The sequence below is a fragment of the Sulfuritortus calidifontis genome (assembly GCF_003967275.1).
GTDB lineage: Bacteria > Pseudomonadota > Gammaproteobacteria > Burkholderiales > Thiobacillaceae > Sulfuritortus > Sulfuritortus calidifontis.
On record NZ_AP018721.1, the window covers coordinates 1,020,630 to 1,046,674 of the forward strand.

The 26,045-nt window shown below is 64.2% G+C and carries 27 protein-coding genes and 2 tRNA genes; 24 read left to right on the forward strand and 5 right to left on the reverse strand.

Annotation, left to right across the window (positions count from 1 at the left end):
* Positions 1-3 precede the first annotated feature (3 nt).
* The 3 genes from EL388_RS05365 to metG are packed head-to-tail and all read right to left on the reverse strand — an operon-like array spanning position 4 to position 3,662.
* On the reverse strand, positions 4-279 hold the full coding sequence (locus EL388_RS05365) for an acylphosphatase (protein WP_126460722.1): 276 nt from the start codon (positions 277-279) through the stop codon (positions 4-6).
* Positions 276-1,556, reverse strand: coding sequence for a methyltransferase domain-containing protein (locus tag EL388_RS05370; RefSeq protein WP_126460725.1), 1,281 nt, complete (start codon positions 1,554-1,556; stop codon positions 276-278). The genes EL388_RS05365 and EL388_RS05370 overlap by 4 nt, the downstream gene beginning before the upstream one ends.
* A 33-nt stretch (positions 1,557-1,589) precedes the next feature.
* Positions 1,590-3,662 carry a methionine--tRNA ligase gene (gene metG, locus EL388_RS05375; RefSeq protein WP_126460728.1) on the reverse strand — a complete coding sequence of 691 codons (2,073 nt, stop codon included), beginning with the start codon at positions 3,660-3,662 and terminating at the stop codon, positions 1,590-1,592.
* Between the two features lie 54 nt (positions 3,663-3,716).
* Between metG and EL388_RS05380 the strand changes: the two genes are divergently transcribed.
* Positions 3,717-5,015 carry an MFS transporter gene (locus EL388_RS05380; protein WP_338057668.1) on the forward strand — a complete coding sequence of 433 codons (1,299 nt, stop codon included), beginning with the start codon at positions 3,717-3,719 and terminating at the stop codon, positions 5,013-5,015.
* On the opposite strand, the gene EL388_RS05385 is transcribed toward EL388_RS05380, so the two are convergent.
* Positions 5,010-5,474 (reverse strand): peroxiredoxin, encoded by a 465-nt coding sequence (locus tag EL388_RS05385; RefSeq protein ID WP_126460731.1) that lies wholly within the window; start codon positions 5,472-5,474, stop codon positions 5,010-5,012. The two genes, EL388_RS05380 and EL388_RS05385, sit on opposite strands and share 6 nt — an antisense overlap.
* Before the next feature lie 135 nt (positions 5,475-5,609).
* Here EL388_RS05385 and EL388_RS05390 point away from each other — a divergent pair.
* The 16 genes from EL388_RS05390 (at position 5,610) to yrfG (ending at position 18,019) form a co-directional block, all read left to right on the forward strand.
* Positions 5,610-5,686, forward strand: a tRNA-Val gene (locus EL388_RS05390).
* 55 nt (positions 5,687-5,741) lie between these two features.
* Complete coding sequence (gene thrS, locus EL388_RS05395; protein WP_126460734.1) at positions 5,742-7,646, forward strand: threonine--tRNA ligase; 1,905 nt, start codon at positions 5,742-5,744, stop codon at positions 7,644-7,646.
* 37 nt (positions 7,647-7,683) lie between these two features.
* Positions 7,684-8,211 carry a translation initiation factor IF-3 gene (gene infC, locus EL388_RS05400; RefSeq protein WP_126460736.1) on the forward strand — a complete coding sequence of 176 codons (528 nt, stop codon included), beginning with the start codon at positions 7,684-7,686 and terminating at the stop codon, positions 8,209-8,211.
* Between the two features lie 160 nt (positions 8,212-8,371).
* Positions 8,372-8,569, forward strand: a complete 198-nt coding sequence (rpmI, locus tag EL388_RS05405; protein ID WP_126460739.1) for a 50S ribosomal protein L35 — start codon at positions 8,372-8,374, stop codon at positions 8,567-8,569.
* 11 nt (positions 8,570-8,580) lie between these two features.
* On the forward strand, positions 8,581-8,946 hold the full coding sequence (rplT, locus tag EL388_RS05410) for a 50S ribosomal protein L20 (protein ID WP_126460742.1): 366 nt from the start codon (positions 8,581-8,583) through the stop codon (positions 8,944-8,946).
* 101 nt (positions 8,947-9,047) lie between these two features.
* Positions 9,048-9,827 carry an IS1595 family transposase gene (locus tag EL388_RS05415; protein WP_197721789.1) on the forward strand — a complete coding sequence of 260 codons (780 nt, stop codon included), beginning with the start codon at positions 9,048-9,050 and terminating at the stop codon, positions 9,825-9,827.
* A 27-nt stretch (positions 9,828-9,854) separates the two neighbouring features.
* Complete coding sequence (gene pheS / locus EL388_RS05420) at positions 9,855-10,922, forward strand: phenylalanine--tRNA ligase subunit alpha (RefSeq protein ID WP_126460745.1); 1,068 nt, start codon at positions 9,855-9,857, stop codon at positions 10,920-10,922.
* Between the two features lie 117 nt (positions 10,923-11,039).
* Positions 11,040-13,403, forward strand: a complete 2,364-nt coding sequence (gene pheT, locus EL388_RS05425) for a phenylalanine--tRNA ligase subunit beta (protein WP_126460747.1) — start codon at positions 11,040-11,042, stop codon at positions 13,401-13,403.
* Between the two features lie 16 nt (positions 13,404-13,419).
* Positions 13,420-13,731 (forward strand): integration host factor subunit alpha, encoded by a 312-nt coding sequence (locus EL388_RS05430; protein WP_126460750.1) that lies wholly within the window; start codon positions 13,420-13,422, stop codon positions 13,729-13,731.
* Entirely contained in the window at positions 13,706-14,110 is a 405-nt protein-coding gene (locus EL388_RS05435) for a MerR family transcriptional regulator (protein ID WP_126460753.1), read from the forward strand. The genes EL388_RS05430 and EL388_RS05435 overlap by 26 nt, the downstream gene beginning before the upstream one ends.
* 57 nt (positions 14,111-14,167) lie before the next feature.
* A tRNA-Pro gene (locus EL388_RS05440) sits at positions 14,168-14,244 on the forward strand.
* Positions 14,245-14,272: 28 nt separating this feature from the next.
* Positions 14,273-15,016 carry a 5'/3'-nucleotidase SurE gene (gene surE / locus EL388_RS05445; RefSeq protein ID WP_126460756.1) on the forward strand — a complete coding sequence of 248 codons (744 nt, stop codon included), beginning with the start codon at positions 14,273-14,275 and terminating at the stop codon, positions 15,014-15,016.
* Positions 15,013-15,672 (forward strand): protein-L-isoaspartate(D-aspartate) O-methyltransferase, encoded by a 660-nt coding sequence (locus tag EL388_RS05450; RefSeq protein WP_126460759.1) that lies wholly within the window; start codon positions 15,013-15,015, stop codon positions 15,670-15,672. Before surE ends, EL388_RS05450 begins: the two co-directional genes overlap by 4 nt.
* Positions 15,669-16,400 carry a peptidoglycan DD-metalloendopeptidase family protein gene (locus EL388_RS05455; RefSeq protein ID WP_232019190.1) on the forward strand — a complete coding sequence of 244 codons (732 nt, stop codon included), beginning with the start codon at positions 15,669-15,671 and terminating at the stop codon, positions 16,398-16,400. The genes EL388_RS05450 and EL388_RS05455 overlap by 4 nt, the downstream gene beginning before the upstream one ends.
* Positions 16,401-16,418: 18 nt before the next feature.
* The gene (gene rpoS / locus EL388_RS05460; RefSeq protein WP_232019191.1) at positions 16,419-17,354 is read left to right on the forward strand and encodes an RNA polymerase sigma factor RpoS; all 936 of its coding nucleotides are present in this window, start codon (positions 16,419-16,421) and stop codon (positions 17,352-17,354) included.
* Positions 17,351-18,019 (forward strand): GMP/IMP nucleotidase, encoded by a 669-nt coding sequence (yrfG, locus tag EL388_RS05465; protein WP_126460762.1) that lies wholly within the window; start codon positions 17,351-17,353, stop codon positions 18,017-18,019. Before rpoS ends, yrfG begins: the two co-directional genes overlap by 4 nt.
* Positions 18,020-18,028: 9 nt before the next feature.
* Here yrfG and EL388_RS05470 read toward each other — a convergent pair whose 3' ends face one another.
* On the reverse strand, positions 18,029-18,397 hold the full coding sequence (locus tag EL388_RS05470) for an Mth938-like domain-containing protein (RefSeq protein WP_126460765.1): 369 nt from the start codon (positions 18,395-18,397) through the stop codon (positions 18,029-18,031).
* Positions 18,398-18,566: 169 nt separating this feature from the next.
* Here EL388_RS05470 and EL388_RS05475 point away from each other — a divergent pair, with 169 nt between their 5' ends.
* The 7 genes from EL388_RS05475 (at position 18,567) to EL388_RS05505 (ending at position 26,042) form a co-directional block, all read left to right on the forward strand.
* Complete coding sequence (locus EL388_RS05475) at positions 18,567-19,793, forward strand: pyridoxal phosphate-dependent aminotransferase (protein ID WP_126460768.1); 1,227 nt, start codon at positions 18,567-18,569, stop codon at positions 19,791-19,793.
* Between the two features lie 25 nt (positions 19,794-19,818).
* Positions 19,819-21,129, forward strand: coding sequence for a homoserine dehydrogenase (locus EL388_RS05480; RefSeq protein WP_126460771.1), 1,311 nt, complete (start codon positions 19,819-19,821; stop codon positions 21,127-21,129).
* On the forward strand, positions 21,129-22,562 hold the full coding sequence (gene thrC / locus EL388_RS05485; RefSeq protein ID WP_126460774.1) for a threonine synthase: 1,434 nt from the start codon (positions 21,129-21,131) through the stop codon (positions 22,560-22,562). The genes EL388_RS05480 and thrC overlap by 1 nt, the downstream gene beginning before the upstream one ends.
* A gap of 243 nt (positions 22,563-22,805) precedes the next feature.
* Positions 22,806-23,783 (forward strand): GGDEF domain-containing protein, encoded by a 978-nt coding sequence (locus tag EL388_RS05490; RefSeq protein ID WP_172599383.1) that lies wholly within the window; start codon positions 22,806-22,808, stop codon positions 23,781-23,783.
* Positions 23,780-24,823 carry an ATP-binding protein gene (locus tag EL388_RS05495; RefSeq protein ID WP_126460780.1) on the forward strand — a complete coding sequence of 348 codons (1,044 nt, stop codon included), beginning with the start codon at positions 23,780-23,782 and terminating at the stop codon, positions 24,821-24,823. The genes EL388_RS05490 and EL388_RS05495 overlap by 4 nt, the downstream gene beginning before the upstream one ends.
* A gap of 29 nt (positions 24,824-24,852) precedes the next feature.
* Positions 24,853-25,710: an STAS domain-containing protein gene (locus tag EL388_RS05500; RefSeq protein WP_126460783.1), complete on the forward strand. Its 858-nt coding sequence runs from the start codon at positions 24,853-24,855 to the stop codon at positions 25,708-25,710.
* The gene (locus EL388_RS05505; protein WP_126460786.1) at positions 25,707-26,042 is read left to right on the forward strand and encodes a hypothetical protein; all 336 of its coding nucleotides are present in this window, start codon (positions 25,707-25,709) and stop codon (positions 26,040-26,042) included. Before EL388_RS05500 ends, EL388_RS05505 begins: the two co-directional genes overlap by 4 nt.
* Positions 26,043-26,045 lie beyond the last annotated feature (3 nt).

Sequence of the window (26,045 nt, forward strand, 5' to 3'; positions counted from 1 at the left end):
GCTTTAGGCGCTGGGCCGTTGCTCGAAGCCGCTGAACTCGCCGCCGGCCTCGTCGATCTCGACCCTGAGCACTTCAGCTTTGGGCGGGCCCCGGTGGGCCCAGTCGATGATCGCCTGCACGGCCGCGGCTTCTCCCTGGACCACGGCCTCCACCGTGCCGTCGCCCCGGTTGCGCACCCAGCCTGTCACACCAAGCCGCTCGGCCTCGCGGCACATGGAGTCGCGGAACCAGACGCCCTGGACCCGGCCGTGGATCTGCAGATGCCTGGTCTGCCTCATGCCTTCTTGCCCCACGCGGCATAGACCGGGTCGGAATAGGCCATGCGGTCGGCGTACTTGTCGTCTTCCGGCCGTGGCAGGCCGACCAGGGAGAAGGTCGCCAGGTCGGTGAAGCCGCCGGCGCGGTGGAAATATTCCAGCACCAGGCCCATGCGCTCGAAAGGGTGGCAGTCCTCCCAGACCCGGATCACCTTGGGCGGGAAATAGCGGTTGGAGAAGGTGAGCACGAAGGGCGCGCCCGGCTTCAGGACACGAGCCACCTCCTGGAACACCTCGAGTGGGCGCGTGAGATATTCGACCGAGACGGTGCAGACAGCGGCGTCGAATTCGGCCTCGGCGAAGGGCAGCTTCGGCTGCTGGTTGAGGTCCTGCACCACCCGCTCGGCGAGCAGCGGGTTGGCCGCCAGTTCCTCGGCATTCATGCCCAGGCCGGCGACCTCGGCGGGCGCCGCTTCGGACAGATGCGATTTCCAGCTGGTCATCAGGTCGAGAACCCGGCCGCCCTGGGGCAACAGCCGGCCGTAGAGCTTTTCCACCTGCTTGAGGGCGAGGCGGTCGAGATGATCGACCAGGCGGGGCCTGCCGTAGAACTCGGCATCGTCGCCCGTGTCGCCGCGGGCGAAGGCCGCAGCGGCGAAGAAATCGGTCGGCTCGCCGCGCCAGCGGGCCTGCATGCCCGGCCCCCTGCCGGCAACGAGTTCGGCGATGTCGCTGGCGCGGCCGCCGGTCTCGGGGCCGGCCTGCCAGGCCTCGAGGATGCGGATATCCAGGTTCAGGTCGCGGCCGGCCAGTGGGTGGTTGAGGTCCACCGTCAGCGTGTCGCCCTGCACACGGGCGACGCGGAAGGGCGTCATGTCCTCGGAATAGATGTCCTTCACGCCGGCGATGAAGCCGCGCGGGTAGAAGCGGCCGGCGCGCGGCTCGATCAGGCTGCGCGGGCGGTACTGTCGGTTGAAGCGGCTGTCGGCGATGTCCAGGCAGTCGCCGGCGGCGTAGGCCGGCACCAGGCAGCCGGGCAGGCAATGCAGGCGCTCGGTGTGGCCCACCGGCTTGTCCAGCACGGCCGCCTCGATCTCGGGCGGGAAGAAATCGCGCCAGAGGTTGACCGGGCTGGCAAGGTAGAGATCGGTGTGGCGCGCCTGTTCCGACTGCCAGTGCAGGGCGAACTCGAGGCTGGCCAGTGCGCGGCTCGAGGTGCGCTCGACCCGCTGGCGCGGCTGCGCGATCTGATTGGCCGTCTCGGCCAGGGACAGGAACTCGTTGCTGATGATGTCCATGGCCCTATGAGCGGCAATCGGTCGCCAAGTTTCCTACTTCACCCGCATGCCCGGCTGCGCCCCGCTGTCGGGCGCGAGCAGGAAGGGGCCGCCGCGCTCGTCGGAGGCGGCCAGCACCATGCCCTCGGAGACGCCGAACTTCATCTTGCGCGGGGCGAGGTTGGCCACCATCACGGTCAGCCGGCCGATCAGGTCTTCCGGCTTGTAGGCCGACTTGATGCCGGCGAACACGGTGCGCGTGCCGCTGCCGATGTCGAGCGTGAGCTTGAGCAGCTTCTCCGCGCCCTCGACCTGCTCGGCATTGACGATTTTGGCGATGCGCAAATCGACCTTGCCGAAGTCGTCGATGTTGATGACGGGCGATTCGGCCTCGGTCTTGGCCGATTGCTGCTGGTGTTCGGCGTGGCGCTGCTGCGAATGCGGTTCCGGCGTCGGCGCCGGCACCAGGGTCTGCTTGTTCTCTTCGATCATGGCCTCGATCTGCTTGGGGTCGATGCGGGTCATCAGGTGCTTGTATTCCCTGATGGTGTGGCCGCTGAGCAGGTGGCCGGCATCGCTCCATTTGAGCGGCGCGATGTCGAGGAAGCGCTCGACGTTTTCGGCCAGCTTGGGCAGCACCGGTTTCAGATAGAGCGCGAGCAGGCGGAAGGCATTGATTGCGACCGTGCAGACCTCGTGCAGTTCGGCCTCGCGCCCTGCCTGCTTGGCGATCTCCCAGGGCTTGTGGCTGTCGACGTACTGGTTGGCCAGATCGGCCAGGGCCATCACTTCGCGTAGCGCCCGGCCATACTCGCGCGATTCGTACAGTCCGGCGATGTCCCCGGCCGCCTGCTGCATCCGGGCCAGCAACTCCTGGCCGGCCGGCACCTGGCCCAGCTGGCCGCCGAAGCGCTTGGCGATGAAGCCGGCCGAGCGGCTGGCGATGTTGATGAACTTGCCGATGAGGTCGGCGTTCACCCGGGCCGTGAAATCCTCCAGATTGAGGTCGATGTCCTCCATGGTGTTCGACAGCTTGGCCGCGTAGTAATAGCGCAGCCATTCCGGGTTGAGGTGTTTGAGATAGCTCTCGGCGGTGATGAAGGTGCCGCGCGACTTGGACATCTTCTGGCCGTTGACGGTGAGGAAGCCGTGGGCGAACACCGCGCTCGGCGTGCGGTGGCCGGAGAAGGCCAGCATGGCGGGCCAGAACAGGGCGTGGAAGTAGAGGATGTCCTTGCCGATGAAGTGGTAGAGCTCGGCCGTCGAGTCCGGTTTCCAGTATTCGTCGAAATCCAGGCCCTTGTCGTCGCACAGCTTCTTGAAGCTGGCCATGTAGCCGACCGGGGCGTCGAGCCAGACGTAGAAGTACTTGCCCGGCGCCTCCGGGATCTCGAAGCCGAAATAGGGGGCGTCGCGCGAGATGTCCCAGTCGGCGAGGCCGGCGCTGAACCACTCGTCCATCTTGTTCGCGGCCTCGGCCTGCAACCGGCCGCTGCGGGTCCAGTCTTTCAGGAAGGCCTCGCACTTGCCCAGGGTGAAGAAGTAGTGCTCGGACGCCTTGCGCACCGGCTTGGCGCCGGAGACGGCGGAATAGGGGTCGATCAGGTCGGTCGGCGCGTAGGTGGCGCCGCAGGCCTCGCAGCTGTCGCCATACTGGTCCTTCGCGCCGCACTTCGGGCAGGTGCCCTTGATGAAGCGGTCGGGCAGGAACATGGCCTTCTCGGGGTCGTAGAACTGCTCGATGCTGCGCCGCTCGATCAGGCCGGCCTCGCGCAGCTTCAGGTAGATGCGGCTGGCGAACTCGCGGTTCTCCGGCGAGTTGGTCGAGTAGTAGTTGTCGAACCCGATGAGAAAGCCGTCGAAGTCGCGCTTGTGCTCGTGCCAGACCCGGTCGATCAGCTGCTCGGGGCGGATGCCCTCCTTCTCGGCGCGCAGCATGATCGGCGTGCCGTGGGTGTCGTCGGCGCAGACATACCAGCATTCGTGGCCGCGCATCTTCTGAAAGCGCACCCAGATGTCGGTCTGGATGTATTCGACCAGGTGGCCCAGGTGGATGCTGCCGTTGGCATAGGGCAGGGCGGAGGTGACCAGAATTTTTCTCTGCGCGGCGGGGGTTTTGCGTGTCATGACCGGTATTTCATTTCAGAATGGCGGCTATTTTACGCGTTCGGAGGCATTTCTTTGGCATCGAATCGGGCGGGCGCCCTCAATCCCGGGGTGAAAAGGCGCGAGGTCTGGGCCTGGGCCATGTACGACTTCGCCAATTCCGGCTACACGACGGTGGTGATCACCGCGGTCTACAACGCCTTCTTCGTCGCGGCGATCGCGGCCAACGCCGCCTGGGCCAGCTTCGCCTGGAGCGCGGCGCTGGCCGTGTCCTATGCGGCGATCATGGTGACCGGTCCCTTGCTCGGGGCCTATGCCGACCGACACGGCGCCAAGAAGAGATTATTGCTGCTGTCCACCATCGGTTGTGTGGCCGGCACCGCCCTGCTGGCCTGGCCGAGCCCGGGCGAGGTGGCCTTGGCCATGGTGCTGATCGCGCTGTCCAACTTCTTCTTCGGCACCGGCGAGAACCTGATTGCCGCCTTCCTGCCGGAACTGGCCCGCGGCCGGGCCATGGGTCGGGTCTCGGGTTGGGGCTGGGGTGTCGGTTATTTCGGCGGGCTGTTGGTTTTGGCGCTCGCCCTGGCCTATGTCAGCCAGGTGCAGGCGGCCGGCGGCGCTGCGCAGGACTTCGTGCCTGGGGTGATGTTCCTCACCGCCGGCCTGTTCGCCCTCTGTGCCTTGCCGACCTTCCTGTTCTTGCGCGAGCGGGCGCTGCCCCAGGCTCGGGCCGCCGGCTTCGCCCGCGATGCCTTCCGCCGGGTGGCCGACAGCCTGGCGCATGTCCTGCGGTATCGCGACCTGTTCCGCTTCCTGGTCTGCATCGTGTTCTATCAGGCCGGCATCCAGGCCGTGATCGCCCTGGCCGCCATCTACGCCCAGCAGGCCATGCAGTTCGACACCAAGGAGACCATCCAGCTGATCCTGGTGGTCAACGTCACCGCCGCCATCGGCGCCCTCGGCTTCGGCTACGTGCAGGACCGCATCGGCCACAAGCGCGCGATCGGTATCACCTTGCTGGGCTGGCTGCTGATGGTCGCCCTGGCCTATAGCGCGACCGAGCCCGGCCGGTTCTGGCTGGCGGCCAATGTCGCGGGCCTGTGCCTGGGGGCCTCGCAATCGGCCGGCCGCGCCTTCGTCGGTTATCTCAGCCCGGCCGCGCGCCGGGCCGAGTTCTTCGGCCTGTGGGGTCTGGCGGTGAAGCTCTCGTCCATCCTCGGCCCCATGACCTACGGTGCGGCGGCCTGGGCTAGCGGCGGCAACCACCGCCTGGCCATGCTGTTCACCGGCATCTATTTCCTGGCCGGCCTGGTCTTGTTGCTCGGCATCGACGTGCAGCGCGGCCGTCGGGCAGCGCTGCGGCGGGCCTCATAGGGCCCTGATCTTCTCCAGCACGGCCTGGGCATGGCCGTCGGGGCTGACGTGGTATTCGACGTCGGCCAGCCGGCCGGCCTTGTCGATGATGAAGGTGGAGCGGACGATGCCCGGCTTCTTCTCGCCGTTCTTTTCCTTCAGCTGCCAGACGCCGTAGCGCTCGCACAGCTCGCCCGTGGTGTCGGCCAGCAGCCGCACCTTGAGCCCGAACTTGCCGATGAAGGCCCGGTGGCTCTCGCAGGAATCCTTGCTGACGCCGAGCACCACGGTGTCGAGCTTGTCGAATTCTTGGATCAGGGCGGTGAACTGGTTGGCCTCGATGGTGCAGCCAGGCGTGTCGTCCTTGGGATAGAAATACAGGACCACGTGCTTGCTGCCTTTGAAGTCGGCAAGATCGACCATTTGACCGTCCTGGTCGGCGCAGGCAAAGCCGGGCGCGGTCTGGTTTTTACTGAGCATGTGGGTGGGCTCCTCGGATAGGTTTGTGGCTAGATTTAACGTCGGCCCGCAGGTGCCGGCAAGCGAGAGTTGTTTCGCTTTATGCAAATGACGATTGCCCTGCCTCATGTGACCGTATACAATGCCGACCTCTTTAGGCGCGTAGCTCAGCTGGTTAGAGCATCACCTTGACATGGTGGGGGTCGTTGGTTCGAGTCCAATCGCGCCTACCAGCTACATCCAAAAGCCAGATTCTTCTGGCTTTTGTTGTTTTAGGGGGTTGGCACGATGCCCGTTATCCGTCTTCCCGATGGCTCCGAGCGCAGGTTCGACGAGCCGGTGACCGTGGCCCAGGTGGCGGCCAGCATCGGCGCCGGCCTGGCCCGGGCCGCCCTGGCCGGCAAGGTCAACGGCCAGCTGGTCGATACCTCCTACCGCATCGAGCAGGATGCCGATCTGGCCATCGTCACCGACAAGGACGCCGAGGGGCTGGAGCTGATCCGCCATTCCATGGCCCATCTCATGGCCTACGCGGTGAAGGAGCTCTACCCCGAGGCCCAGGTCACCATCGGTCCGGTGATCGAAGACGGCTTCTATTACGATTTCGCCTACAAGCGTCCCTTCACTCCGGAAGACCTGGCCGCCATCGAAAAGCGCATGGCCGAGCTGGCCAAGCGGGACATCCCGGTGGTGCGGGAGGAATGGGAGCGCGACAAGGCGGTCGAGTTCTTCAAATCGATCGGCGAGCACTACAAGGCCGAGATCATCGCCAGCATCCCCGCCGGCCAGACCATTTCGCTCTACCGCGAGGGCGACTTCGTCGATCTTTGCCGCGGCCCGCACGTGCCCTCCACCGGCAAGCTCAAGGTGTTCAAGCTGATGAAGGTGGCCGGGGCCTATTGGCGCGGCGATTCGAACAACGAGATGCTGCAGCGCATCTACGGCACGGCCTGGGCCAGGAAGGAAGACCTGGAGGCCTATCTGCACCGCCTGGAAGAGGCGGAAAAGCGCGATCACCGCAAGCTGGGCAAGCAGCTCGACCTGTTTCACATGCAGGACGAGGCGCCAGGCATGGTGTTCTGGCACCCGCACGGCTGGGTGATCTGGCAGGAGATCGAGCAGTACATGCGGAACAAATTCCGCGAGTACGGCTATCAGGAGGTCAGGACCCCGACCGTGATGGACCGCAGCCTGTGGGAGAAGTCTGGCCACTGGGACAACTACCGCGAGAACATGTTCACCACGGCCTCGGAGAACCGCGACTACGCGGTCAAGCCGATGAACTGTCCGGGCCATGTGCAGATCTTCAACCACGGCCTGCACTCCTACCGCGACCTGCCGCTGCGCCTGGCCGAGTTCGGCTCCTGCCACCGCAACGAGCCGTCCGGCTCGCTGCATGGCCTGATGCGGGTGCGCGCCTTCGTCCAGGACGACGCCCACATCTTCTGCACCGAGGAACAGGTGCAGGCCGAGGTGTCCGACTTCATCAAGATGCTGCAGGCGGTCTATGCCGATTTCGGCTTCCACGACGTGCTGGTCAAGCTGTCCACCCGGCCGGAGAAGCGGGTCGGCTCGGACGAGACCTGGGACAAGGCCGAGACCGCGCTGGCCGCCGCCCTGAGCCAGAACGGCCTGGCCTACGACCTGCAGCCGGGCGAGGGCGCCTTCTATGGACCCAAGATCGAGTTCACCCTGAAAGACAGCCTGGGCCGGCTCTGGCAGTGCGGCACCATTCAGCTCGACTTCAACCTGCCGGTGCGCCTGGGCGCCGAATACGTGGCCGAGGACAACTCGCGCAAGCCCCCGGTCATGCTGCACCGGGCCATCGTCGGTTCCATGGAGCGCTTCATCGGCATCCTGATCGAGCACTATGCCGGCAATTTCCCGCTCTGGCTGGCGCCGGTGCAGGCGGTGGTCATGAATATCACCGACGGCCAGGCCGAATACGCCGGGCAGGTGCAAGAAGCCCTTAAAAAACAAGGATTCAGGGTCATTTCGGACTTGAGAAACGAAAAGATTACCTATAAAATCCGCGAGCACTCCATGCAGCGCGTGCCTTATCAGCTGGTTGTCGGCGACAAGGAACGGGCGGAGGGCAAAGTGGCTGTACGCGTTCGCGGCGGCGAAGACCTGGGCCAGATGGGCCTGGACGAGCTGATCGCCCGACTGCGGCAGGAGCTGAAGGGCGCCTGATCGGGCGCCCTTAGCATTTGGTAAATTTTTCAGGAGCTTGGCGATAGCACAGGAAAAAGAGCTGCGGATCAACGGCGAGATCGATGCGCCCGAGGTTCGATTGATCGGGAGCGACGGCGAACAGCTCGGCGTCGTGAGTCTGAGAGAGGCGATGCTCAAGGCGGAAGACGCCGAGCTGGACCTGGTGGAGATTGCGCCGACGGCGGCGCCTCCGGTTTGCCGGATCATGGATTACGGCAAATACAAATACCAGGAACAGAAGAAGCAGCACGAAGCCAAGCTCAAGCAGAAGCAAATCCAGGTCAAGGAAGTCAAATTCCGGCCAGGCACCGATGAGAACGACTACCAGATCAAGCTGCGCAACATGACGCGCTTTCTGGAGGAGGGCGACAAGGTGAAAGTGACCTTGCGCTTCCGCGGTCGTGAAATGGCCCACCAGGAATTCGGCGTGGCGCAGCTCAAGCGGATCGAGACCGATCTGGCCGAGCTGGGGGCGGTGGAGCAGTTCCCCAAGCTGGAAGGCCGCCAGATGGTGATGGTGATGTCGCCGAAGAAGAAAAAGTGACTTGGCATAGCCAAGTCATTCCCGCGAAGGTGGGAATCCAGATTTAAGAGGCTTGATGCGGGCCTCGTAAATATCCGCATCGGACAAGTGCCGACAGGTCGGTCAAGCATCCCCGCAGCTGGGGGTCACCTGCAGGCATCCAAGAGTTAGGAGCATTCACATGCCCAAGATGAAGACCAAGAGCGGGGCGAAAAAGCGCTTCCGCGTGCGTGGCAGTGGCAGCGTCAAGCGCAGTCATGCTTATCTGCGCCACATCCTCACCAAGAAAAGCACCAAGCGCAAGCGCAACCTGCGTGGCATGGGCGGCGTCGCCGCCGTGGACGTGGGTCATGTCCGTGCCATGCTGCCCTACGCCTAAGGAGTTGAACCATGCCTCGAGTTAAACGTGGAACCGTCGCCCGCGCCCATCACAAGAAGGTGATGGACGCGGCCAAAGGCTACCGTGGTCGTCGTGGTAACGTCTTCCGCGTCGCCAAAGAAGCGGTGATGAAGGCGGGCCAGTACGCCTACCGTGACCGTCGCCAGCGCAAGCGCCAATTCCGCGCCCTGTGGATCGCCCGGATCAACGCGGCGGTACGCGAGATGGGCGTCGAGATGAACTACAGCCAGTTCATGAACGGTCTGAAGAAGGCCTCGATCGAGATCGACCGCAAGGTCCTGGCCGACATGGCCGTGTTCGATCAGCCGGCGTTCGCCAAGGTGGTTGAGCAGGCCAAGGCCAGCCTGGGGGCTTAAGCCACACCCCAAACCCAAAAGAAGGGAGGCCTCTCACCAGGCCTCCCTTTTATTTTGGGTAATACCTAACCAAACTGGACCAAATCTGGAAGGATTTGGTCATGAAGAAATGCCCTGGTTGTGGCTACAGTCGACTGTATCAGTTGGCTGATGGCCGCCACAAATGCAAACGCTGCGGCCATCGCTTTCGCTGGCGTAGCGCGTGGTCGGCCAGCCGGCTGAGCGACGCCACCAAGCACGAACTGCTGCGTCGCTTCGTTTGGGGCGTGCCGGTTTACCGGCAGCGCTTCGGCGCCTTGGCCAGTGCGCCGGCGATCGAACGCTTTTACCGGCTGGTGCGTGCTTGCATGGCGTGGGCGGAGGAGTTCCGAGAACCCTTTGCCGGGGCGGTCGAATGCGACGAGACCACATTTGGCGGGGCTCGGCACGGCAAACGGGGCTGGGGTGCGGTCGGCAAAGTGATCGTGTTTGGCATCGTCAAGCGCAACGGCCAAGTCAAGGCGATGCCGATCGCGGCTCACAGCCGGGCAGAGGTGATGCGCCACATCCAGGCCCATACCCGGGAGGGCGCGTTGTACTACACCGACGAGTGGCAAGCTTACGCGACACTGAAGCTGCGGGGTGAGCACGTGGTGATCCGCAAGGAGAAAGGCAAGCCGGTGGGGCGGGACCATATCAACGGCATCGAGGGCTTCTGGAGCTATGCCAAGAACTGGTTGTATCCTTACCGGGGAGTGCCTCGCAAATACTTCCATCTTTACCTTGGGGAAGTTTGTTACCGTTTCAACCACCGGACTGATGACCTGAAACCCTTGCTGGTCAAGCTTCTCAAGACCACCAGCATCCAGGATATCAGCCCAAAATTGGTCCAGATTCGTTAGGAATTACCTTATTTTGCAGAGCCCGATATGAGCAAGTTGGACGAGATTCTTGGCGAGGCGCAGGCCGCCTTCGCCGCGGCCGAGAGCCTGCCCGCCCTGGATCAGGCCAAGGCCCGGTTTTTGGGCAAGAGCGGCCTGATCACCGAGCAGATGAAAGGGCTGGGCGCCCTGGCGCCGGAGGCGCGCAAGGCCGCCGGCGCCCAAATCAACCAGGTCAAGGACCAGGTCGAGGCCCTGCTCAAGGCCCGGCGCGAGGCCATCCAGGCCGCACAGCTCGAGCGTCAGCTCAAGGAAGAGTCGCTCGACGTCACCCTGCCCGGTCGGGGCGAGGCCGTGGGCGGTCTGCATCCGGTGACCCTGGCTCTGGCCCGGATTGAGCAGCTGTTCGCCACGATCGGTTTCGAGGTGGCCGATGGCCCCGAGGTGGAGACCGATTTCTACAACTTCACCGCGCTCAACATCCCCGAGGACCATCCGGCCCGGGCCATGCACGACACCTTCTATGTCACCACTGCGCGCAGTGGCTCCCTCACCCTTAACCCTCTGCCAGAGGGAGAGGGGAACGTGGAGTCGCTACGCGACGCCGCATCAGATGGCGGGCAGCTGCTGCGCACCCACACCTCGCCGGTGCAGGTGCATTACATGCAGGACCACCAGCCGCCGATCCGCATCATCGCGCCCGGCCGGGTCTTCCGTGTCGATTCCGACGCCACCCATTCGCCCATGTTCCATCAGGTGGAGGGGCTGTGGGTGGACGAGCAGGCAAGCTTCGCCAACCTCAAGGGCGTGATCCAGGACTTCCTGCAGCGCTTTTTCGAGCGCGACGACCTGCGCGTGCGCTTTCGGCCCTCGTTCTTCCCCTTCACCGAGCCCTCGGCCGAGATGGACATGAGCTGGGGCGAGCGCTGGCTGGAGATCGGCGGCTGCGGCATGGTGCACCCCAGCGTTTTCGGCCACGTCGGCATCGATCCCGAGCGCTACCAGGGCTTCGCCTTTGGCCTTGGTGTCGAGCGCCTGGCCATGCTGCGCTATGGCGTCGACGACCTGAGACTCTTTTTCGAAAACGATGTCCGTTTCCTTAAACAGTTTGCTTGATATGAGCGCGGACATCGTTTCAGTGGAGGCTCATATCGGCATTTGCCGATGTGATGCCGTAACTAAAACGATGTCCGATTCCTTAAACAGTTCGCTTGAGCATCTGGGGCAGGCAAGATGAAATTTTCCGAAAACTGGCTGCGCAGTTTGTGCAACCCGGATATCGATGCGGCGCAACTGGAACACCTGGTGACCATGGCCGGCCTCGAGGTCGAGGCCGTGGAGCCCGCTGCGCCCGCCTTCAGCAAGGTGGTGGTGGCCGAAATCCTCAGCGCCGAGAAGCATCCCAATGCCGACCGCCTGCAGGTCTGCCGGGTCAGGGTGGGCGAGGGCGAGCCGCTGCAGATCGTGTGCGGCGCGCCCAACGCCCGGGCCGGGCTGAAGACCGCCTGTGCCCTGGTCGGCGCCGAGTTGCCCAATGATTTCAAGATCAAGCAGGCCAAGGTGCGCGGCGTCGAGTCCTTCGGCATGCTGTGCTCGGCCAAGGAGCTGGGTCTGATGGATGCCTCGGAAGGCATCCTGGAGCTGCCGGCCGACGCACCGGTAGGCGAGGATTTCCGCGTCTGGCGCCGGCTCGACGACAAGCTGATCGAACTCAAGCTCACGCCCAATCGCGGCGACTGCCTGTCGGTGCTGGGCATTGCCCGCGAGGTGGCCGCGCTCACCGGCGCACCACTCAATCACATCGACTGCTCGGCCGTGGCGGCGAGCATCGCCGACACCTTCCCGGTCAGCGTCGATGAGCCCGGCGCCTGCCCGCGGTACTGCGGCCGGGTCATCCGCGGCATCGACGCCCGGGCGCAAACGCCGGCCTGGATGCTGGAGCGCCTGGAGCGCAGCGGCCTGCGCGGCATCCACCCGGTGGTCGACGTGACCAACTACGTGCTGCTGGAGCTGGGGCAGCCCATGCACGCCTTCGACCTGGCCAAGCTCAAGGGCGGCATCCGTGTGCGCATGGGCCAGCCTGGGGAAAAGCTTGAACTGCTCAACGAGCAGACCATCGAGCTGGCAGCCGACACCCTGGCCATCGCCGATGACAGCGGCGCCCTGGCCTTGGCTGGTGTCATGGGTGGTGCCGCGAGCGCGGTGTCCGATGCGACCTGCGACATCTTCCTCGAGTCGGCCCATTTCGCGCCGGCAGCCATCGCCGGCCGCGCCCGCCGTTATGGCCTCAACACCGATTCCTCGCACCGCTTCGAGCGCGGGGTCGACATCGACCTGCCGCGCCATGCCCTGGAGCGGGCGACCCGGCTGATCCTCGACATCTGCGGTGGCCAGGCCGGCCCGCTGGAGGAGACCGTGGCGGCCGATCTACCGCGCAGGGCCGCCGTCCATTTCCGGCCGGAGCGGGCCCGACGTCTGCTCGGCATCGACTTGCCCGAGGCTGAGATGTTGGCGATCTTCGGTCGTCTCGGCATGCAGGTCGCGGTCCAGGGCGAGGCGCTGCGAGTGACACCGCCCGGCTTCCGCTTCGACATCGAGCGCGAGGTCGACCTGATCGAAGAGATTGCCCGCGTCCACGGCTATGAAGCCATTCCCATCTTGCCGCCGCAGGGTGCCGCGCGGCTGTTGCCGGTGGCCGAATCCGTGCGCCCGGCGACCGAGGCCAAGTGCCTGCTGACTGGTCGCGGCTATCAGGAGATCATCACCTACAGCTTCATCGCGGCGGAGCTGGATGCCGATTTCCGTGCCGGCGGCGAAGTGGTGCGCCTGATCAACCCGATCGCCAGCCAGATGGACACCATGCGCGGCAGCCTGATGGGCGGTCTGGTGCAGACCCTGCGCCATAACCTGAACCATGGCCAGGAGCGACTGCGCCTGTTCGAACTGGGCCGTTGCTTTGCCGGTGCCCGGATCGACGCCCAGCCCTTGCGGCTGGCCGGCCTGGCCTATGGCGCGGCCCGGCCCGAGCAGTGGGGTGAGACCAAGCGCGAGACCGATTTCTTCGACATCCGCAGCGATGTCGAGGCCCTGTTCCATCCGCTGCCCCTGCACTTCGAGCGGAGCGAACATCCGGCGCTGCATCCGGGCCGCACCGCACGCATCAGCCTCGATGGCCAGGCAATTGGCTGGCTGGGCAGTTTGCACCCGCGGCTGGTGCAGAAGTACGACTTCGCCCGGGCGCCGATCCTGTTCGAACTGGACTGGGTCGCGGTGGCCGCCCGCCGGGCCCCGCGCTATGCCGGCATGTCCAAGTTTCCCGCCGTGCGCCGGGATATCGCCGTGGTGGCCGATGCCGAGCTGCCGGTGGGCGAGGTACTGGCCGCGGCCAAGGCCAATCTGCCGACCAAGATGGTCGATATCGCCTTGTTCGATGTGTACCAGGGCAAAGGCATGGAGGCCGGCAAAAAAAGCCTTGCTTTCAGCATGTTATTACAAGATACTGAGAAAACGCTTACAGACGCCGAGATCGAAGCGGCCGTGGGCAAGATGGTCCAGTTTCTTGCTGAACGCTTCAATGTGAACCTGCGCGCCGCTTGATGGAGTCTTCAAAACAATGACAACCCTGACCAAGGCCGAATTGGCCAATTTGTTGTTCGAAAAAGTGGGATTGAACAAACGCGAGGCCAAGGAGATGGTCGAGGCGTTTTTCGAAGAAGTGCGCACCGCTTTGGAAACCGGCGACAGCGTCAAGCTGTCGGGCTTCGGCAATTTCCAGTTGCGCGAGAAGCCCCAGCGTCCCGGCCGCAATCCCAAGACCGGGGAAGAGATGCCGATCACCGCGCGCCGCGTGGTGACCTTTCATGCCAGCCAGAAGCTGAAGGCGATGGTCGAGACGGCCCATGCCGGAACACCTGCCGCAGAGTGATCTGCCCCCCATTCCGTCCAAGCGCTACTTCACCATCGGTGAGGTGAGCGAGCTCTGCGCGGTCAAGCCGCACGTGCTGCGTTACTGGGAACAGGAGTTTTCCCAGCTCAAGCCGGTCAAGCGCCGCGGCAACCGCCGTTATTACCAGCACCATGAAGTGATGCTGATCCGGCGCATCCGCCAATTGCTCTACGAGGAAGGCTTCACCATCAGCGGTGCCCGCAACCGTTTGAGTAGCGAGGAGCTGGCCGAGGTCGCCGTGCCGCTCGCGGCTGCGGCCATGCCTGCGGCGCCGGTGGTCCGGCCTGCCGGAGCGGCCGTCTCCGTCGCCGAGATCAAGCGCGAACTCGGCGATATCCTGTCGCTCTTGCGCGGCTGATTCCACGCCGGAATTTCCTTTACCGGCCGCAGCGAAACACATATAATTCGCGCCGTTCGGGGCGTAGCGCAGCCTGGTAGCGCACCTGCATGGGGTGCAGGGGGTCGGAAGTTCGAATCTTCTCGCCCCGACCACAATTTCCCCACTTTCCCATTCGTGCCGATGCGGATTCTGCTCAGCAACGACGACGGCTATTTCGCACCCGGCCTGGCCGTCCTGGCCGCGACCTTGTCCGAATTCGCTCAGGTCATCGTGGTGGCGCCGGAGCGCGACCGCAGCGGCGCCAGCAATTCCCTCACCCTGGATCGACCGCTTATCGTGCGGCAGACGCCCAACGGCTTCTATCACGTCAACGGCACGCCGACCGACTGCGTCCACCTGGCCGTCACCGGCCTGCTGCCGGAGCTGCCGGACATGGTGATCTCCGGCATCAACCACGGCTCCAACATGGGCGACGACACCATCTATTCGGGTACTGTTGCCGCGGCGACCGAGGGCTTCCTGCTCGGCATCCCCTCGATTGCGGTGTCCCTGGTCAATGTCGGCGGCGAGAACTTCCAGACCGCGGCCAATTTCGTCGCCGAACTGGCCCGGCGCTTCGCCGCCAAGCCGATCAAGGAGCCGACCCTGCTCAACGTCAATGTGCCCGACGTGAAGCCGGAGGCCGTTACCGGTGTCGAGGTCACCCGTCTGGGCAAGCGGCACAAGGCCGAGGACGTGGTCAAGGCGGTCAACCCGCGCAATCAGGTGGTCTATTGGGTAGGCGCGGCCGGCCCGGCCCAGGATGCCGGGCCCGGCACCGATTTTTATGCGGTGGCCCAGAACCGCATCTCGGTCACGCCCTTGCAGGTCGACCTGACCCGCTATGCCCAGATGGACATGATCAAGGGCTGGATAGAGGCATGAACGGCGGTCATTCCGGCATCGGCATGACCTCGCAGCGCACCCGTGCGCGCATGGTCGAGCGGCTGAAGGAACAGGGCATCCAGGATCCGATGGTACTGGCGGCCATGGCCGCCATCCCGCGCCACGTGTTCCTGGAAGATGCCTTGCAGATTCGCGCCTATGAGGACACGCCGCTGCCCATCGGCTACGGCCAGACCATCTCCAGCCCCTACACCGTGGCCCGTTCCTGCGAACTGGCCTGCAATGGCAAACGTCTGGAAAAGGTGCTGGAGATCGGCGGCGGCTGCGGCTATCAGGCCGCGGTGCTGTCCAAGCTGGCGCAGAAGGTGATCAGCATCGAGCGCATCGCTGGCCTGGTCGGCAAGTCGCGTAACACCCTGCGCGAACTGCGTGTGACCAATGTCCTGATCAAGATCGCCGACGGCACGCTGGGCTACAAGGATGCCGCCCCCTACGACGCCATCGTGGTGGCCGCCGCCATGCCCTATATCCCGGAAGAACTGCTGGCGCAGCTGAAGCCGGGCGGCCGTCTGGTGGCGCCGGTCGGTTCGGGCGACAACCAGCGGCTGAAGCTGGTGGAGGCAGGTCCGGAGGGGTATGTCGAAAGCGACCTGGAAGCGGCCAAGTTCGTGCCCCTGCTGCCTGGGGTGAGTTGAGCCGTCCGCTCGCCTGGCTGCTGCTTGCCGGTCTGGCTGCGATGCTGGCCGGATGCGGCAGCACCCGTTGGCTGGCCCCGATCAAGGAGATTGGCAAGACCCGCAAGGCCGGCCCGGTTGCCGAGTCCTATGTCGTCCAGCCGGGCGACACCCTGTTCAAGATCGCCTTCGAGCACGGCCTCGATTACCGCGATCTCGCCGCCTGGAATGGCATCGCCGACGTCAACTTGATCCGAGCCGGCGAACGCCTGCGCCTGCTACCGCAGCGCAAGCCGAGTGTGGCGACAGCGCCGGCCAAACCGGCTCGCAACAGCCCGCCTCCGGTCGAAGCGGAGTCCCCGATGGAGAACGAAGAGGTGGCGGCCTGGATCTGGCCGGCCCGTGGCAGCCTGTTGGAGGGGTTCGATGAGGCGGCCGGTAACAAAGGTATCGACATCGCCGGTAGCCTAGGCACCCCGGTCCTGGCCGGGGCGCCGGGCAGGGTGGTCTATGCCGGCGAAGGCTTGCGCGGATATGGAAAACTCATCATCATCAAGCACAACCAGACGACCCTGTCTGCCTATGCCCATCATTCCCGTATCCTGGTACATGAGGGGCAAACTGTCGCCCAAGGCCAGAAGATCGGCGAGATGGGCAGCAGCGACAGCGACCGGGTCAAGCTGCACTTTGAGATTCGGCGTTTCGGCCGGCCACAGGATCCACTGATTTACCTGCCCAAGAGCGGGTAAACCCAAGCAGGAGGGAAAATGCAGGACGAAGAGTACGTCGATCCTGAAATGGAAGCGGAGGCGGCCGAGGAAGAAGAGCCGACCACCGAGCCGGTCCATGCCGAAACCGAATTCGATTTCGACGAGATCTTCGACGTCACCCAGATCTACCTGAACGAGATCGGCCGGGAGGAACTGCTCACCCAGGTTCAGGAGCGCGAGTTGGCGGTGCGCATGCGCGCTGGCGAATTCGAGGCCCGGCAGATCCTGATCGAGCGCAATCTGCGCCTCGTGGTGAACATCGCCAAGCATTACCTCAATCGCGGCCTGACCCTGCTCGATTTGGTCGAGGAGGGCAATCTGGGCCTCATGCATGCCCTGGAGAAGTTCGACCCCGAGCGCGGCTTCCGCTTTTCCACCTATGCCACCTGGTGGATCCGCCAGAACATCGAGCGCGCCATCATGAACCAGTCGCGCACCATCCGCCTGCCGGTGCACGTGATCAAGGAGCTCAACGTCTACCTGCGGGCCCAGCGCCATCTGGAGATGCACGGCTGTCCCGAGGCCGGGCCCGAGGAGATCGCCCACCTGACCGGCAAGCCGGTCGAGGATGTGCGCCGGGTGTTGGCCCTGAACGATCGGGTCGCCTCGCTCGACGCCCCGCTGGACATCGACCCCAGCCTGTCGATCGGCGAGGCGATCGCCGACGAGAACTCGGAGATGCCGGAAGAGATGCTGGCCACCGCCGAGATCGAACACTACGTCCACGAATGGCTGGCGGAACTGCCCGAAAAGCACCGCTGGGTGATCGAGCGCCGCTTCGGCCTCAACAACCAGGAGATCGCCACCCTGGAGGAACTGGCCGAGGTGCTCAAGGTCACCCGCGAGCGGGTGCGGCAAATCCAGCTGGAGGCCTTGCAGACCCTGCGCAAGATGCTGCGGCGCAAGGGCATGTCCAAGGACGGCCTGTTGTGATCGACTGGCGGGGGGTCGACACCGTCCTGCTCGACATGGACGGTACCCTGCTCGACCTGCATTACGACAACCATTTCTGGCAGGTCTATGTCCCGGAGAAATACGCCGAGCGGCACGGCCTGCCGCCCGACGAGGCGCATGCCGAGTGCTTTCGCCGCTACAACGCCAAGGCCGGCACCCTTGACTGGTATTGCGTGGACTACTGGAGCGAGCAGTTCCAACTCGACATCGTTGCGCTCAAGGAAGAGGTCGCCCACCTGATCGCGGTGCATCCGGACGTGCCGGAATTCCTGCAAGCGGCACGCTCAGCCGGCAAGCGGGTGGTGTTGGTGACCAATGCCCACCACAAGAGCCTCAACCTCAAGATGCAGCGCACCGGCCTGGATGTGCATTTCGACGCCATCCACAGCTCGCATGAATTCGGCCTGGCCAAGGAGAACCCAGGCTTCTGGGCCAGGCTGCAGGCGGTGGAGCTGTTCGATCCGGCGCGCTCGCTGTTGGTCGACGACAGCCTGCCGGTGCTGCGCTCGGCGCGGGGCTATGGCATTGCCCATCTGCTGGCGGTCTACCAGCCGGATACCCGGCTGCCGGAGAAGGATGTCGGGGAATTCACCGCGATCCGCCGCTTTGGCGAGATCATGCCGGTGCAGGCCAAGGCGGCTTAGCGCCTGCCCCTAAATAATCAGTGCCGCCGCGACCCGGCGGCCTTCGGCCGAAAGAAAATTAAAGGTCCGGCAGGCCGCGCCCAGGTCCATGATTTCCACCCCGATTCCCCGCGTCATCAGGCCGGCATAGAGGCCGGGCTGGGGAAAGCGCAACCGGCTGCCGGTGCCGAGCAGGACCAGGTCGGGTGCGAACTGGAGCAAGGCCTCGAAATGGGCCCCGGTCAGATCCTCGAAGCCGCCGATCAGCCAGTCCGGCTGCAGCCGGTCGGGCAGGACCAGCAGGTTGCGCTCGTGGCGCTGGCCGTTGACCAGGACATAGCCGTCGCCATAGCTGGTGAAGGCGTACTGGCCGGCGGTGGAGTCGAGGTGCAGTTTCATGGCCCGAGGTGCGGTTTCAAGACCGCTAGTTTGCCGTGAAAATAAGCGGTCGGGTAAAATTAAACCTTTTGATGAAGGCCCCGGCGCGCATGCTCAAGAATCCGCAACCCCTCTCCCAGTCGACCGAAACGGGCGGTTGCGCGTGAGTGCCGGCAAACGAAAGTCCAAAATGCGTCCGCTCGGCAAATCCGCGAAGCTCGCCAATGTCTGCTACGACATCCGGGGGCCGGTCATGGCGCGCGCCAAGCAGCTCGAGGAGGAGGGGCACCGCATCCTCAAGCTGAACATCGGCAACCTGGCGCCGTTCGGCTTCGATGCGCCGGAAGAGATCGTGCAGGACGTCATCCGCAACCTGCCGGACGCCGCCGGCTATTGCGATTCCAAGGGCCTGTTCTCGGCGCGCAAGGCGATCATGCACGAGACCCAGCGCCTGGGCATCAAGGGCGTGCAGATCGAGGACATCTACATCGGCAACGGCGTCTCCGAGCTGATCGTGATGACCATGCAGGCCATGCTCGATATCGGTGACGAGGTGCTGCTGCCAGCGCCCGATTACCCGCTCTGGACCGCCGGGGTGACGCTGGCCGGCGGCACGCCGCGCCACTATCTGTGCAGGGAGGAGGCGGGCTGGCTGCCGGACCTCGATGACATCCGCGCCAAGATCACGCCGAAGACCAAGGCCATCGTCGTGATCAACCCGAACAACCCGACCGGGGCGCTGTATCCGGAGCCGGTGCTGCGCGAGCTCATCGAGATCGCGCGCGAGCATCAACTGGTGATCTGCGCCGACGAGATCTACGACAAGATGGTCTACGACGGCGCCAAGCACGTGCCGCTCGCCTCGCTGGCCGACGACCTGCTGTTCCTCACCTACAACGGCCTGTCCAAGAACTACCGCTCCTGCGGCTACCGCACCGGCTGGGTGGTGCTGTCGGGCGAGAAGCGCCATGCCCAGGACTTCATCGAAGGCCTGACCATGCTGGCCTCGATGCGCCTGTGCGCCAACGTGCCGGCCCAGCATGCCATCCAGACCGCTCTCGGCGGCTACCAGAGCATTTACGAACTGGTGGCGCCGGACGGGCGGCTGACCCGTCAGCGCGATCTCGCCTGGGAGATGCTCAACGCCATCCCCGGCGTGTCCTGCGTCAAGCCGCAGGCCACCCTCTACCTTTTCCCCCGCCTCGACCCCAAGGTCTATCCCATCCAGGACGATCAGCAATTCGTCCTGGAGATGCTGGAAGAGGAGAAGGTGCTGGTGGTCCAGGGCAGCGGCTTCAACTGGCCGAGTCCCGACCACTTCCGCGTCGTGTTCCTGCCCCATGAAGAGGTGTTGCGCGAGGCCATCCAGCGCATGGAGCGCTTCCTTGCCAACTACCGCAAACGCCATTCGACCTGATTCAACCCATAGAAGAACTTCAACCATGAAACCCATCCATGTCGGCCTGCTCGGCCTCGGCACCGTCGGTGGCGGCACCCTTACCGTGCTGCGCCGCAACAAGGAAGAAATCGCCCGTCGTGCCGGGCGTGAGATTCGCGTGGTGCAGGCCGCCGTGCGCGACCTGGCCAAGGCCCGCGCCTTCGCCGGCGAGGGCCTGGACCTGACCACCGACCCGATGGCCGTGGTCGACAATGCCGAGATCGACATCGTGGTCGAGCTGATCGGCGGCATCGAGCCGGCGCGTAGCCTGGTGCTCAAGGCCATTCAGAACGGCAAGCACGTGGTCACCGCCAACAAGGCGCTGATCGCCAAGCACGGCAACGAGATCTTCGCCGCGGCGCAAGGCCGTGGCGTCATGGTCGCCTTCGAGGCGGCGGTGGCCGGCGGTATCCCCATCATCAAGGCCATCCGCGAGGGCCTGTCGGCCAACCGCATCCAGTGGCTGGCCGGCATCATCAACGGCACCACCAATTTCATCCTGTCCGAGATGCGCGACAAGGGCCTGGCCTTCGATACCGTGTTGAAGGAGGCCCAGCGCCTGGGCTATGCCGAGGCCGACCCGACCTTCGACGTCGAGGGCGTCGATGCCGCGCACAAGCTGGCCATCCTCTCCGCCATCGCCTTCGGCGTGCCCATGCAGTTCGACGCCGCCTACATCGAGGGCATCTCCAAGCTGACCCGCGAGGACATCCGCTACGCCGAGGAGCTGGGCTATCGGGTGAAGCTGCTCGGCATCACCAAGCGGCGCGACGACGGCATCGAGCTGCGCGTGCACCCGACCCTGATCCCGGAGAAGCGGCTGATCGCCAACGTCAACGGCGCCATGAACGCCGTGCTGGTCAACGGCGATGCCGTCGGCGCCACCCTGTATTACGGCAAGGGTGCCGGCGCCGAGCCGACCGCCTCGGCCGTGGTCGCCGACCTGGTCGACGTCACCCGCCTGCACACCGCCGACCCGCACCACCGCGTGCCGCACCTCGCCTTCCAGCCGGATCAGCTGACCGACCTCAAGGTGCTGCCGATGGACGAGGTCGCGACTTCTTACTACCTGCGCATGCGCGCCTTGGACAAGCCGGGCGTGCTGGCCGACATCACCCGCATCCTGGCCGACCTCAACATCTCGATCGACGCCATGCTGCAGAAGGAGCCGGCCGAGGGCGAGAAGCAAGCCGACATCATCATCCTGACCCATGTCGCGCTGGAGAAGCACGTCAACGCGGCCATCGCCAGGATCGAGGCCCTGGGCAGCATCGATGGCCGGGTCACCCGCATCCGTCTGGAAGAATTGAATTGATGAAGTACGTCAGCACCCGCGGCCAGTCGCCCGCGCAAACCTTCAGTGAAATCCTGCTCGGCGGCCTGGCCCCGGACGGCGGCCTCTACCTGCCCGAGCGGTACCCGCAGTTCACCAAAGCGGATCTTCAACGCATGCGCGGCATGAACTATCGGGAGCTGGCCTTCGAGGTGCTGTCGCGCTTTGCCGACGACATCCCCGCCGCCGATCTCAAGGCCATCATCGACAAGACCTACACCGCCGAGGTCTACGGCTTCGGCCGCAGTGACTCCGACTTCAGCCAGATCACCCCAGTGCGCAAGCTGGAGGACGGCCTCTACATCCTGGAGCTGTCCAACGGTCCGACCCTGGCCTTCAAGGACATGGCCATGCAGTTGCTCGGCAACCTGTTCGAGTATGCCTTGGCCCGCGCCGGCCAGGACATCAACATCCTCGGCGCCACCTCGGGCGACACCGGCTCGGCCGCCGAATACGCCATGCGCGGCAAGAAGAACGTGCGGGTGTTCATGCTCTCGCCGCTGGAGGGTATGACCCGCTTCCAGCAGGCCCAGATGTACAGCCTGCAGGACGCCAATATCCACAACATCGTGGTGCGCGGCGTGTTCGACGATTGCCAGGACATCGTCAAGGCGGTGTCCAACGACCTCGAGTTCAAGGCGCGCTATCGCATCGGCGCGGTCAACTCCATCAACTGGGGCCGGGTCTCGGCCCAGGTGGTCTACTACTTCAAGGCCTATTTCGCCGCCACGAAGTCGAACGACGAAGAAGTCGCTTTCTCGGTGCCCTCGGGCAACTTCGGCAATGCCTGTGCCGGTCACGTCGCTCGCATGATGGGCCTGCCCATCCGCCAGATCATCGTCGCCACCAACGAGAACGATGTGCTCGACGAGTTCTTCCAGACCGGTGTCTACCGGCCGCGCACCTCGGGCGAAACCCAGCATACCTCCAGCCCGTCGATGGACATCTCCAAGGCCTCTAACTTCGAGCGTTTCATCGCCGACCTGACCGGCCGTGATTACGCCAAGGTGACCGAGCTGTGGCAGGCGGTCGACCGCGGCGCCAGCTTCGATCTCAAGCCCGCCGGCCTGTTCGACAAGGTGAAGGGGTATGGCCTGGTTTCGGGCCACAGCAGCCATGCCGACCGCATGGCCACCATCCGCCAGGTCTGGGACAAGTACGGTGTGATGATCGACACCCACACCGCCGATGGCCTCAAGGTCGGCCTGGAGCGGCGCGAGGCCGGAGTGAAGCTGATCTGCCTGGAAACCGCCTTGCCGGCCAAGTTCGAGGATGCCATCCGCGAGGCCCTGGGCAGGGAACCGGAGCGCCCGCAGAGCCTGGCCAATCTGGAAGCGCTGCCGCAGCGCTATGAAGTACTCGACGCCGATACCGAGGCGGTGAAAAACCTTATCGCGGCGCACGCGAACGATTGACGGACAATTGGGGCGGGAAAAGAGGGCTAACCCTGAATAGCCGCCCAAAAAATAGACAGCTATCCATTAAAATCCGCGCTTGATAAGTAGTCGTACGGAGCGTTTTTTCAGTTTTATTAAAACCAATAAAATCAGTTAGATAAAGCAGATGTCGAGCACCGGCGCGGGTTGCGCCGGGCTTCAAATGCCCCGCAAATACCATTAACTTAAGGGGCACAAACACAAAAAGGGATGGTGAGACAAGTGGAGCTTTTCAAACAAAACTTGGCGATCGAGCCGGATGTGCAGCATTTCATCCGGCTTTCGCTCTCGGCCATCGGCGAGCTGGGCGGTAACCCGTTCTCGGCGTCGCTCGCCCTGGTCGAAGTGGCTCGCCGTCTGCGCGGTGCCGGTGCCGGCAGCGGCTATCCCTTGCCGGTCGTGCTCGAGGTCGACGGCCTGGATGTGCGCATCCGCTGCGAAACCGGCCACAACATCACCCTGGCCAAACTGCGGGAAGACCCTAACCCGCGCAAGGTCGAGCAGCTTAGCCGCAAGCTACAGAAATCCACCGAAGTCACCGATCCCGCCTTCCTCTTGCGACGCAACCAGGAAATGGCCCGTTACTTGGATGAGACCCGCGCCCGCACCGAGCGCGAGCTGGCCGAGCTACAGGCATCGCTCGATGCCCGCCAGAAGGAATTGCATGAAACCTTACGCCAGGCCGAGACCGATCCCTTGACCGGCCTGTGCAACCGCCGTGCCTTCGACATGCGCATCGAAATGGCCTTCCGCCGGGCCATGCGTCAGCACGACGAGCCGCTCTCCCTGCTCTTGTTCGACCTCGATCATTTCAAGGAGGTCAACGACCACTTTGGCCATCAGTACGGCGATGCCTATTTGAACAAGATGGCCCAGGCGATGTTGAGCGTCATTCGCCAGGACGTCGACGGTGCCTTCCGCTTTGGCGGCGATGAGTTCGCCATGCTGCTCATGGCCGACAATGTCACCGCCTGCGACAAGGCGCGCCAGGTCCTGCGCAGCATGGCGGGCAAGGTCAGCGTCGGCATCGCCTCGGTCGATCAAGACACGCCGGACGGCTTGACATTGGAGGCCTTCATCCATCAGGCCGACGAGGCGCTGTATCAGGCCAAGCGGGCCGGCCGCGGCCGGGTCATCTGCTGTCCGCAAAATCATCTGGGCTGCATCAGCGAGTGCGTGATCAAAGCCACCGCGACATGAGCCTGCCTATCGATAGCGCGAAGACCTGCCGTCTTTATTACAACAATGCCGTTCAAAACGAGGCCGCCGGCATCCTGGTCCGCTCCAAGCTGTTCGCCATTGGCCAACGCCTTGGTTTTAGCGATCTCAAGCGGCAGAACATGGCCCTGGTCGCGGCGGAGATGGTGAGCAACCAACTCAAATATGCCGGCGGCCGCGGCATGATCCAGGTCTGGGAGCAGCCGGGGCCCATCCTCGACATCCTGGCCCTCGACTATGGGCCGGGCATTGCCGACCTCAAGCTGGCGCAGCAGGACGGCTACTCCAGCACCAACACCCTGGGCAAGGGGCTGGGCAGCATCCAGCGCCTGGCCGATGAAGTCCATATTTTTACCCAGGCTGCCAGCACCGAACGACAAGGCAAGGTCTGGACCGGCACGGCGGTACTGGCCCGTTTTGGCAAGGGCAATGGCGGCACCGCCGGCGGCCGAACCAACACAGGTCTGTTCGCCCGGGCATTGGTCGACGAGCGTTTCAATGGCGATCGCCTCTATCTGCAGCCAACCGGGAGCGGTCTGCGCTGGCTGCATCTGGATGGCCTGGGTCATGGCCAGAGCGCCCAGTCGGCGACGGCCAATCTGGCTAACTGCCTCGTGGAACACGATCAGCCCGAGGCCGTGCTGCGAACCTTGCATGAGCGCCTGCGCGAATCGCGCGGGGCGGTGGCCATCCTGGCCGACCTCGATCTGCAGAGCCGGCAGCTGGCCCTGCATGGCATCGGCGACATGCAGGCCTATGTGATTGAAGGCGACAGCATGCAGCGGCTGTCTTTCGGACCTGGCGTGTTGGGCAAGGAATACAAGCAGCCTCTGCCGCAGGTGATCGATCTGGCCGCGAAGGCGACGGTGATCACCGCCAGCGATGGTATTCGGCGCAGCTGGGAGGAGGCCATGTTTCCTGGCCTGTTCCATCTGCACCCGCAGTTGATTGCCTATGTTTTGGGCAATATCATGGGCAGGATTTCCGACGATCAATCCTTGTGTGTCGTACGCGTGCCCTGACCGGGCGGCATTTGGGGAAGGAAGGCAAGATGGCGAAGACCAAGACCAGCACCATTCTGATCGAGGTGCTGAAACTCCAGATCGGCAGCATCTCCGACCGGATCGAGCACGAAGGCAAGACCGTTCTCGGCGGCAGCGATTTGTTGAGCCACGACGAGATCACCGACTTCTGCATGGAGTTCCTGCAGTTGCTGATCGAGCTGCTGGAATCGAAAGACCCGCACGACGATTCCTCGCCCCAGTTCCACGCCCTGGAAATCTTCTTCAACAACCTGTCCAAGCAGCTCCTGATCCGCGGCGGCCGGGTCGAGGACCTGGTGCGCTACATCCAGTTCATGCAGCACGTGCTGATCGAAGCGCTGGGCACCGCCAAGAACGTCAGCACCCAGGACACCCGCGCCATCCTGGTCTATCTCTCCGGCCTGTTCAACGAGATGATCCTGGCGGTGTTCCGCGCCTATCTCGACGAGAAGGAAAAGACCATCTACGCTCAGGAGGCCGAACTGCGCGAGACCGCCACCCCGATCACCGAGATCTGGGACGGCGTGCTCACCCTGCCGATCATCGGCACCCTGGATTCGAGCCGCACCATGGTGATCATGGAGGCCCTGCTCAACCGCATCGCGGCCGAGCATGCCGAGACCGTGGTGATGGACCTGACCGGGGTGAAGAGCATCGACTCCCAGGTCTCGCATCATTTGATCCAGATGGTGCGGGCGATCCAGCTCATGGGCTCGGACGCCATCGTCACCGGCATCCGGCCCGAGATCGCCCGGGCGCTGACCAGCCTCAACATCGACCTGGGCAACGTCACCACCCGCGCCACCCTGTCCGACGGTCTGAAAGAGGCCTTCCGCCGCATGAACATCCAGGTCGTCAAGGCATGAGCCTGCCCGGACTGCATTTGACCCGCATTGGCCAGGGCCGTTATCTGATGGAGCCCAGCGATGGCCTCGACGTCAGCCAGCGCGACGAGCTGCTCGACGCGGTGTTGCACCGTTTGCAGCAAGGTCAGGCCAGCCTGCTTTATTACGACTTGGGCAACGTGCCGCTGATCGACGATATCTATTACAGCTGGCTGGATGTGTTGGCACGGGCCTGCACAGCGATCAACGTGCGCATGGTTTGCGTGCAGATGCAGCCGACCGCCGCCTTCGCGCTGTCCAGCCTGCTGCGGGGACCGCCACCTTTCGACACCGCGCTGACGGTGGAAACCTGAATA

Excerpts from the sequence above, each read along its gene's own strand:
- EL388_RS05365 (WP_126460722.1), bottom strand. The coding sequence starts at position 279 with ATGAGGCAGACCAGGCATCTGCAGATCCACGGCCGGGTCCAGGGCGTC.
- EL388_RS05370 (WP_126460725.1), bottom strand. The coding sequence starts at position 1,556 with ATGGACATCATCAGCAACGAGTTCCTGTCCCTGGCCGAGACGGCCAAT.
- metG (WP_126460728.1), bottom strand. The coding sequence starts at position 3,662 with ATGACACGCAAAACCCCCGCCGCGCAGAGAAAAATTCTGGTCACCTCC.
- EL388_RS05385 (WP_126460731.1), bottom strand. The coding sequence starts at position 5,474 with ATGCTCAGTAAAAACCAGACCGCGCCCGGCTTTGCCTGCGCCGACCAG.
- thrS (WP_126460734.1), top strand. The coding sequence starts at position 5,742 with ATGCCCGTTATCCGTCTTCCCGATGGCTCCGAGCGCAGGTTCGACGAG.
- rpmI (WP_126460739.1), top strand. The coding sequence starts at position 8,372 with ATGCCCAAGATGAAGACCAAGAGCGGGGCGAAAAAGCGCTTCCGCGTG.
- rplT (WP_126460742.1), top strand. The coding sequence starts at position 8,581 with ATGCCTCGAGTTAAACGTGGAACCGTCGCCCGCGCCCATCACAAGAAG.
- EL388_RS05415 (WP_197721789.1), top strand. The coding sequence starts at position 9,048 with ATGAAGAAATGCCCTGGTTGTGGCTACAGTCGACTGTATCAGTTGGCT.
- pheS (WP_126460745.1), top strand. The coding sequence starts at position 9,855 with ATGAGCAAGTTGGACGAGATTCTTGGCGAGGCGCAGGCCGCCTTCGCC.
- pheT (WP_126460747.1), top strand. The coding sequence starts at position 11,040 with ATGAAATTTTCCGAAAACTGGCTGCGCAGTTTGTGCAACCCGGATATC.
- EL388_RS05430 (WP_126460750.1), top strand. The coding sequence starts at position 13,420 with ATGACAACCCTGACCAAGGCCGAATTGGCCAATTTGTTGTTCGAAAAA.
- EL388_RS05435 (WP_126460753.1), top strand. The coding sequence starts at position 13,706 with ATGCCGGAACACCTGCCGCAGAGTGATCTGCCCCCCATTCCGTCCAAG.
- surE (WP_126460756.1), top strand. The coding sequence starts at position 14,273 with ATGCGGATTCTGCTCAGCAACGACGACGGCTATTTCGCACCCGGCCTG.
- EL388_RS05450 (WP_126460759.1), top strand. The coding sequence starts at position 15,013 with ATGAACGGCGGTCATTCCGGCATCGGCATGACCTCGCAGCGCACCCGT.
- rpoS (WP_232019191.1), top strand. The coding sequence starts at position 16,419 with ATGCAGGACGAAGAGTACGTCGATCCTGAAATGGAAGCGGAGGCGGCC.
- EL388_RS05470 (WP_126460765.1), bottom strand. The coding sequence starts at position 18,397 with ATGAAACTGCACCTCGACTCCACCGCCGGCCAGTACGCCTTCACCAGC.
- EL388_RS05475 (WP_126460768.1), top strand. The coding sequence starts at position 18,567 with ATGCGTCCGCTCGGCAAATCCGCGAAGCTCGCCAATGTCTGCTACGAC.
- EL388_RS05480 (WP_126460771.1), top strand. The coding sequence starts at position 19,819 with ATGAAACCCATCCATGTCGGCCTGCTCGGCCTCGGCACCGTCGGTGGC.
- thrC (WP_126460774.1), top strand. The coding sequence starts at position 21,129 with ATGAAGTACGTCAGCACCCGCGGCCAGTCGCCCGCGCAAACCTTCAGT.
- EL388_RS05495 (WP_126460780.1), top strand. The coding sequence starts at position 23,780 with ATGAGCCTGCCTATCGATAGCGCGAAGACCTGCCGTCTTTATTACAAC.
- EL388_RS05500 (WP_126460783.1), top strand. The coding sequence starts at position 24,853 with ATGGCGAAGACCAAGACCAGCACCATTCTGATCGAGGTGCTGAAACTC.
- EL388_RS05505 (WP_126460786.1), top strand. The coding sequence starts at position 25,707 with ATGAGCCTGCCCGGACTGCATTTGACCCGCATTGGCCAGGGCCGTTAT.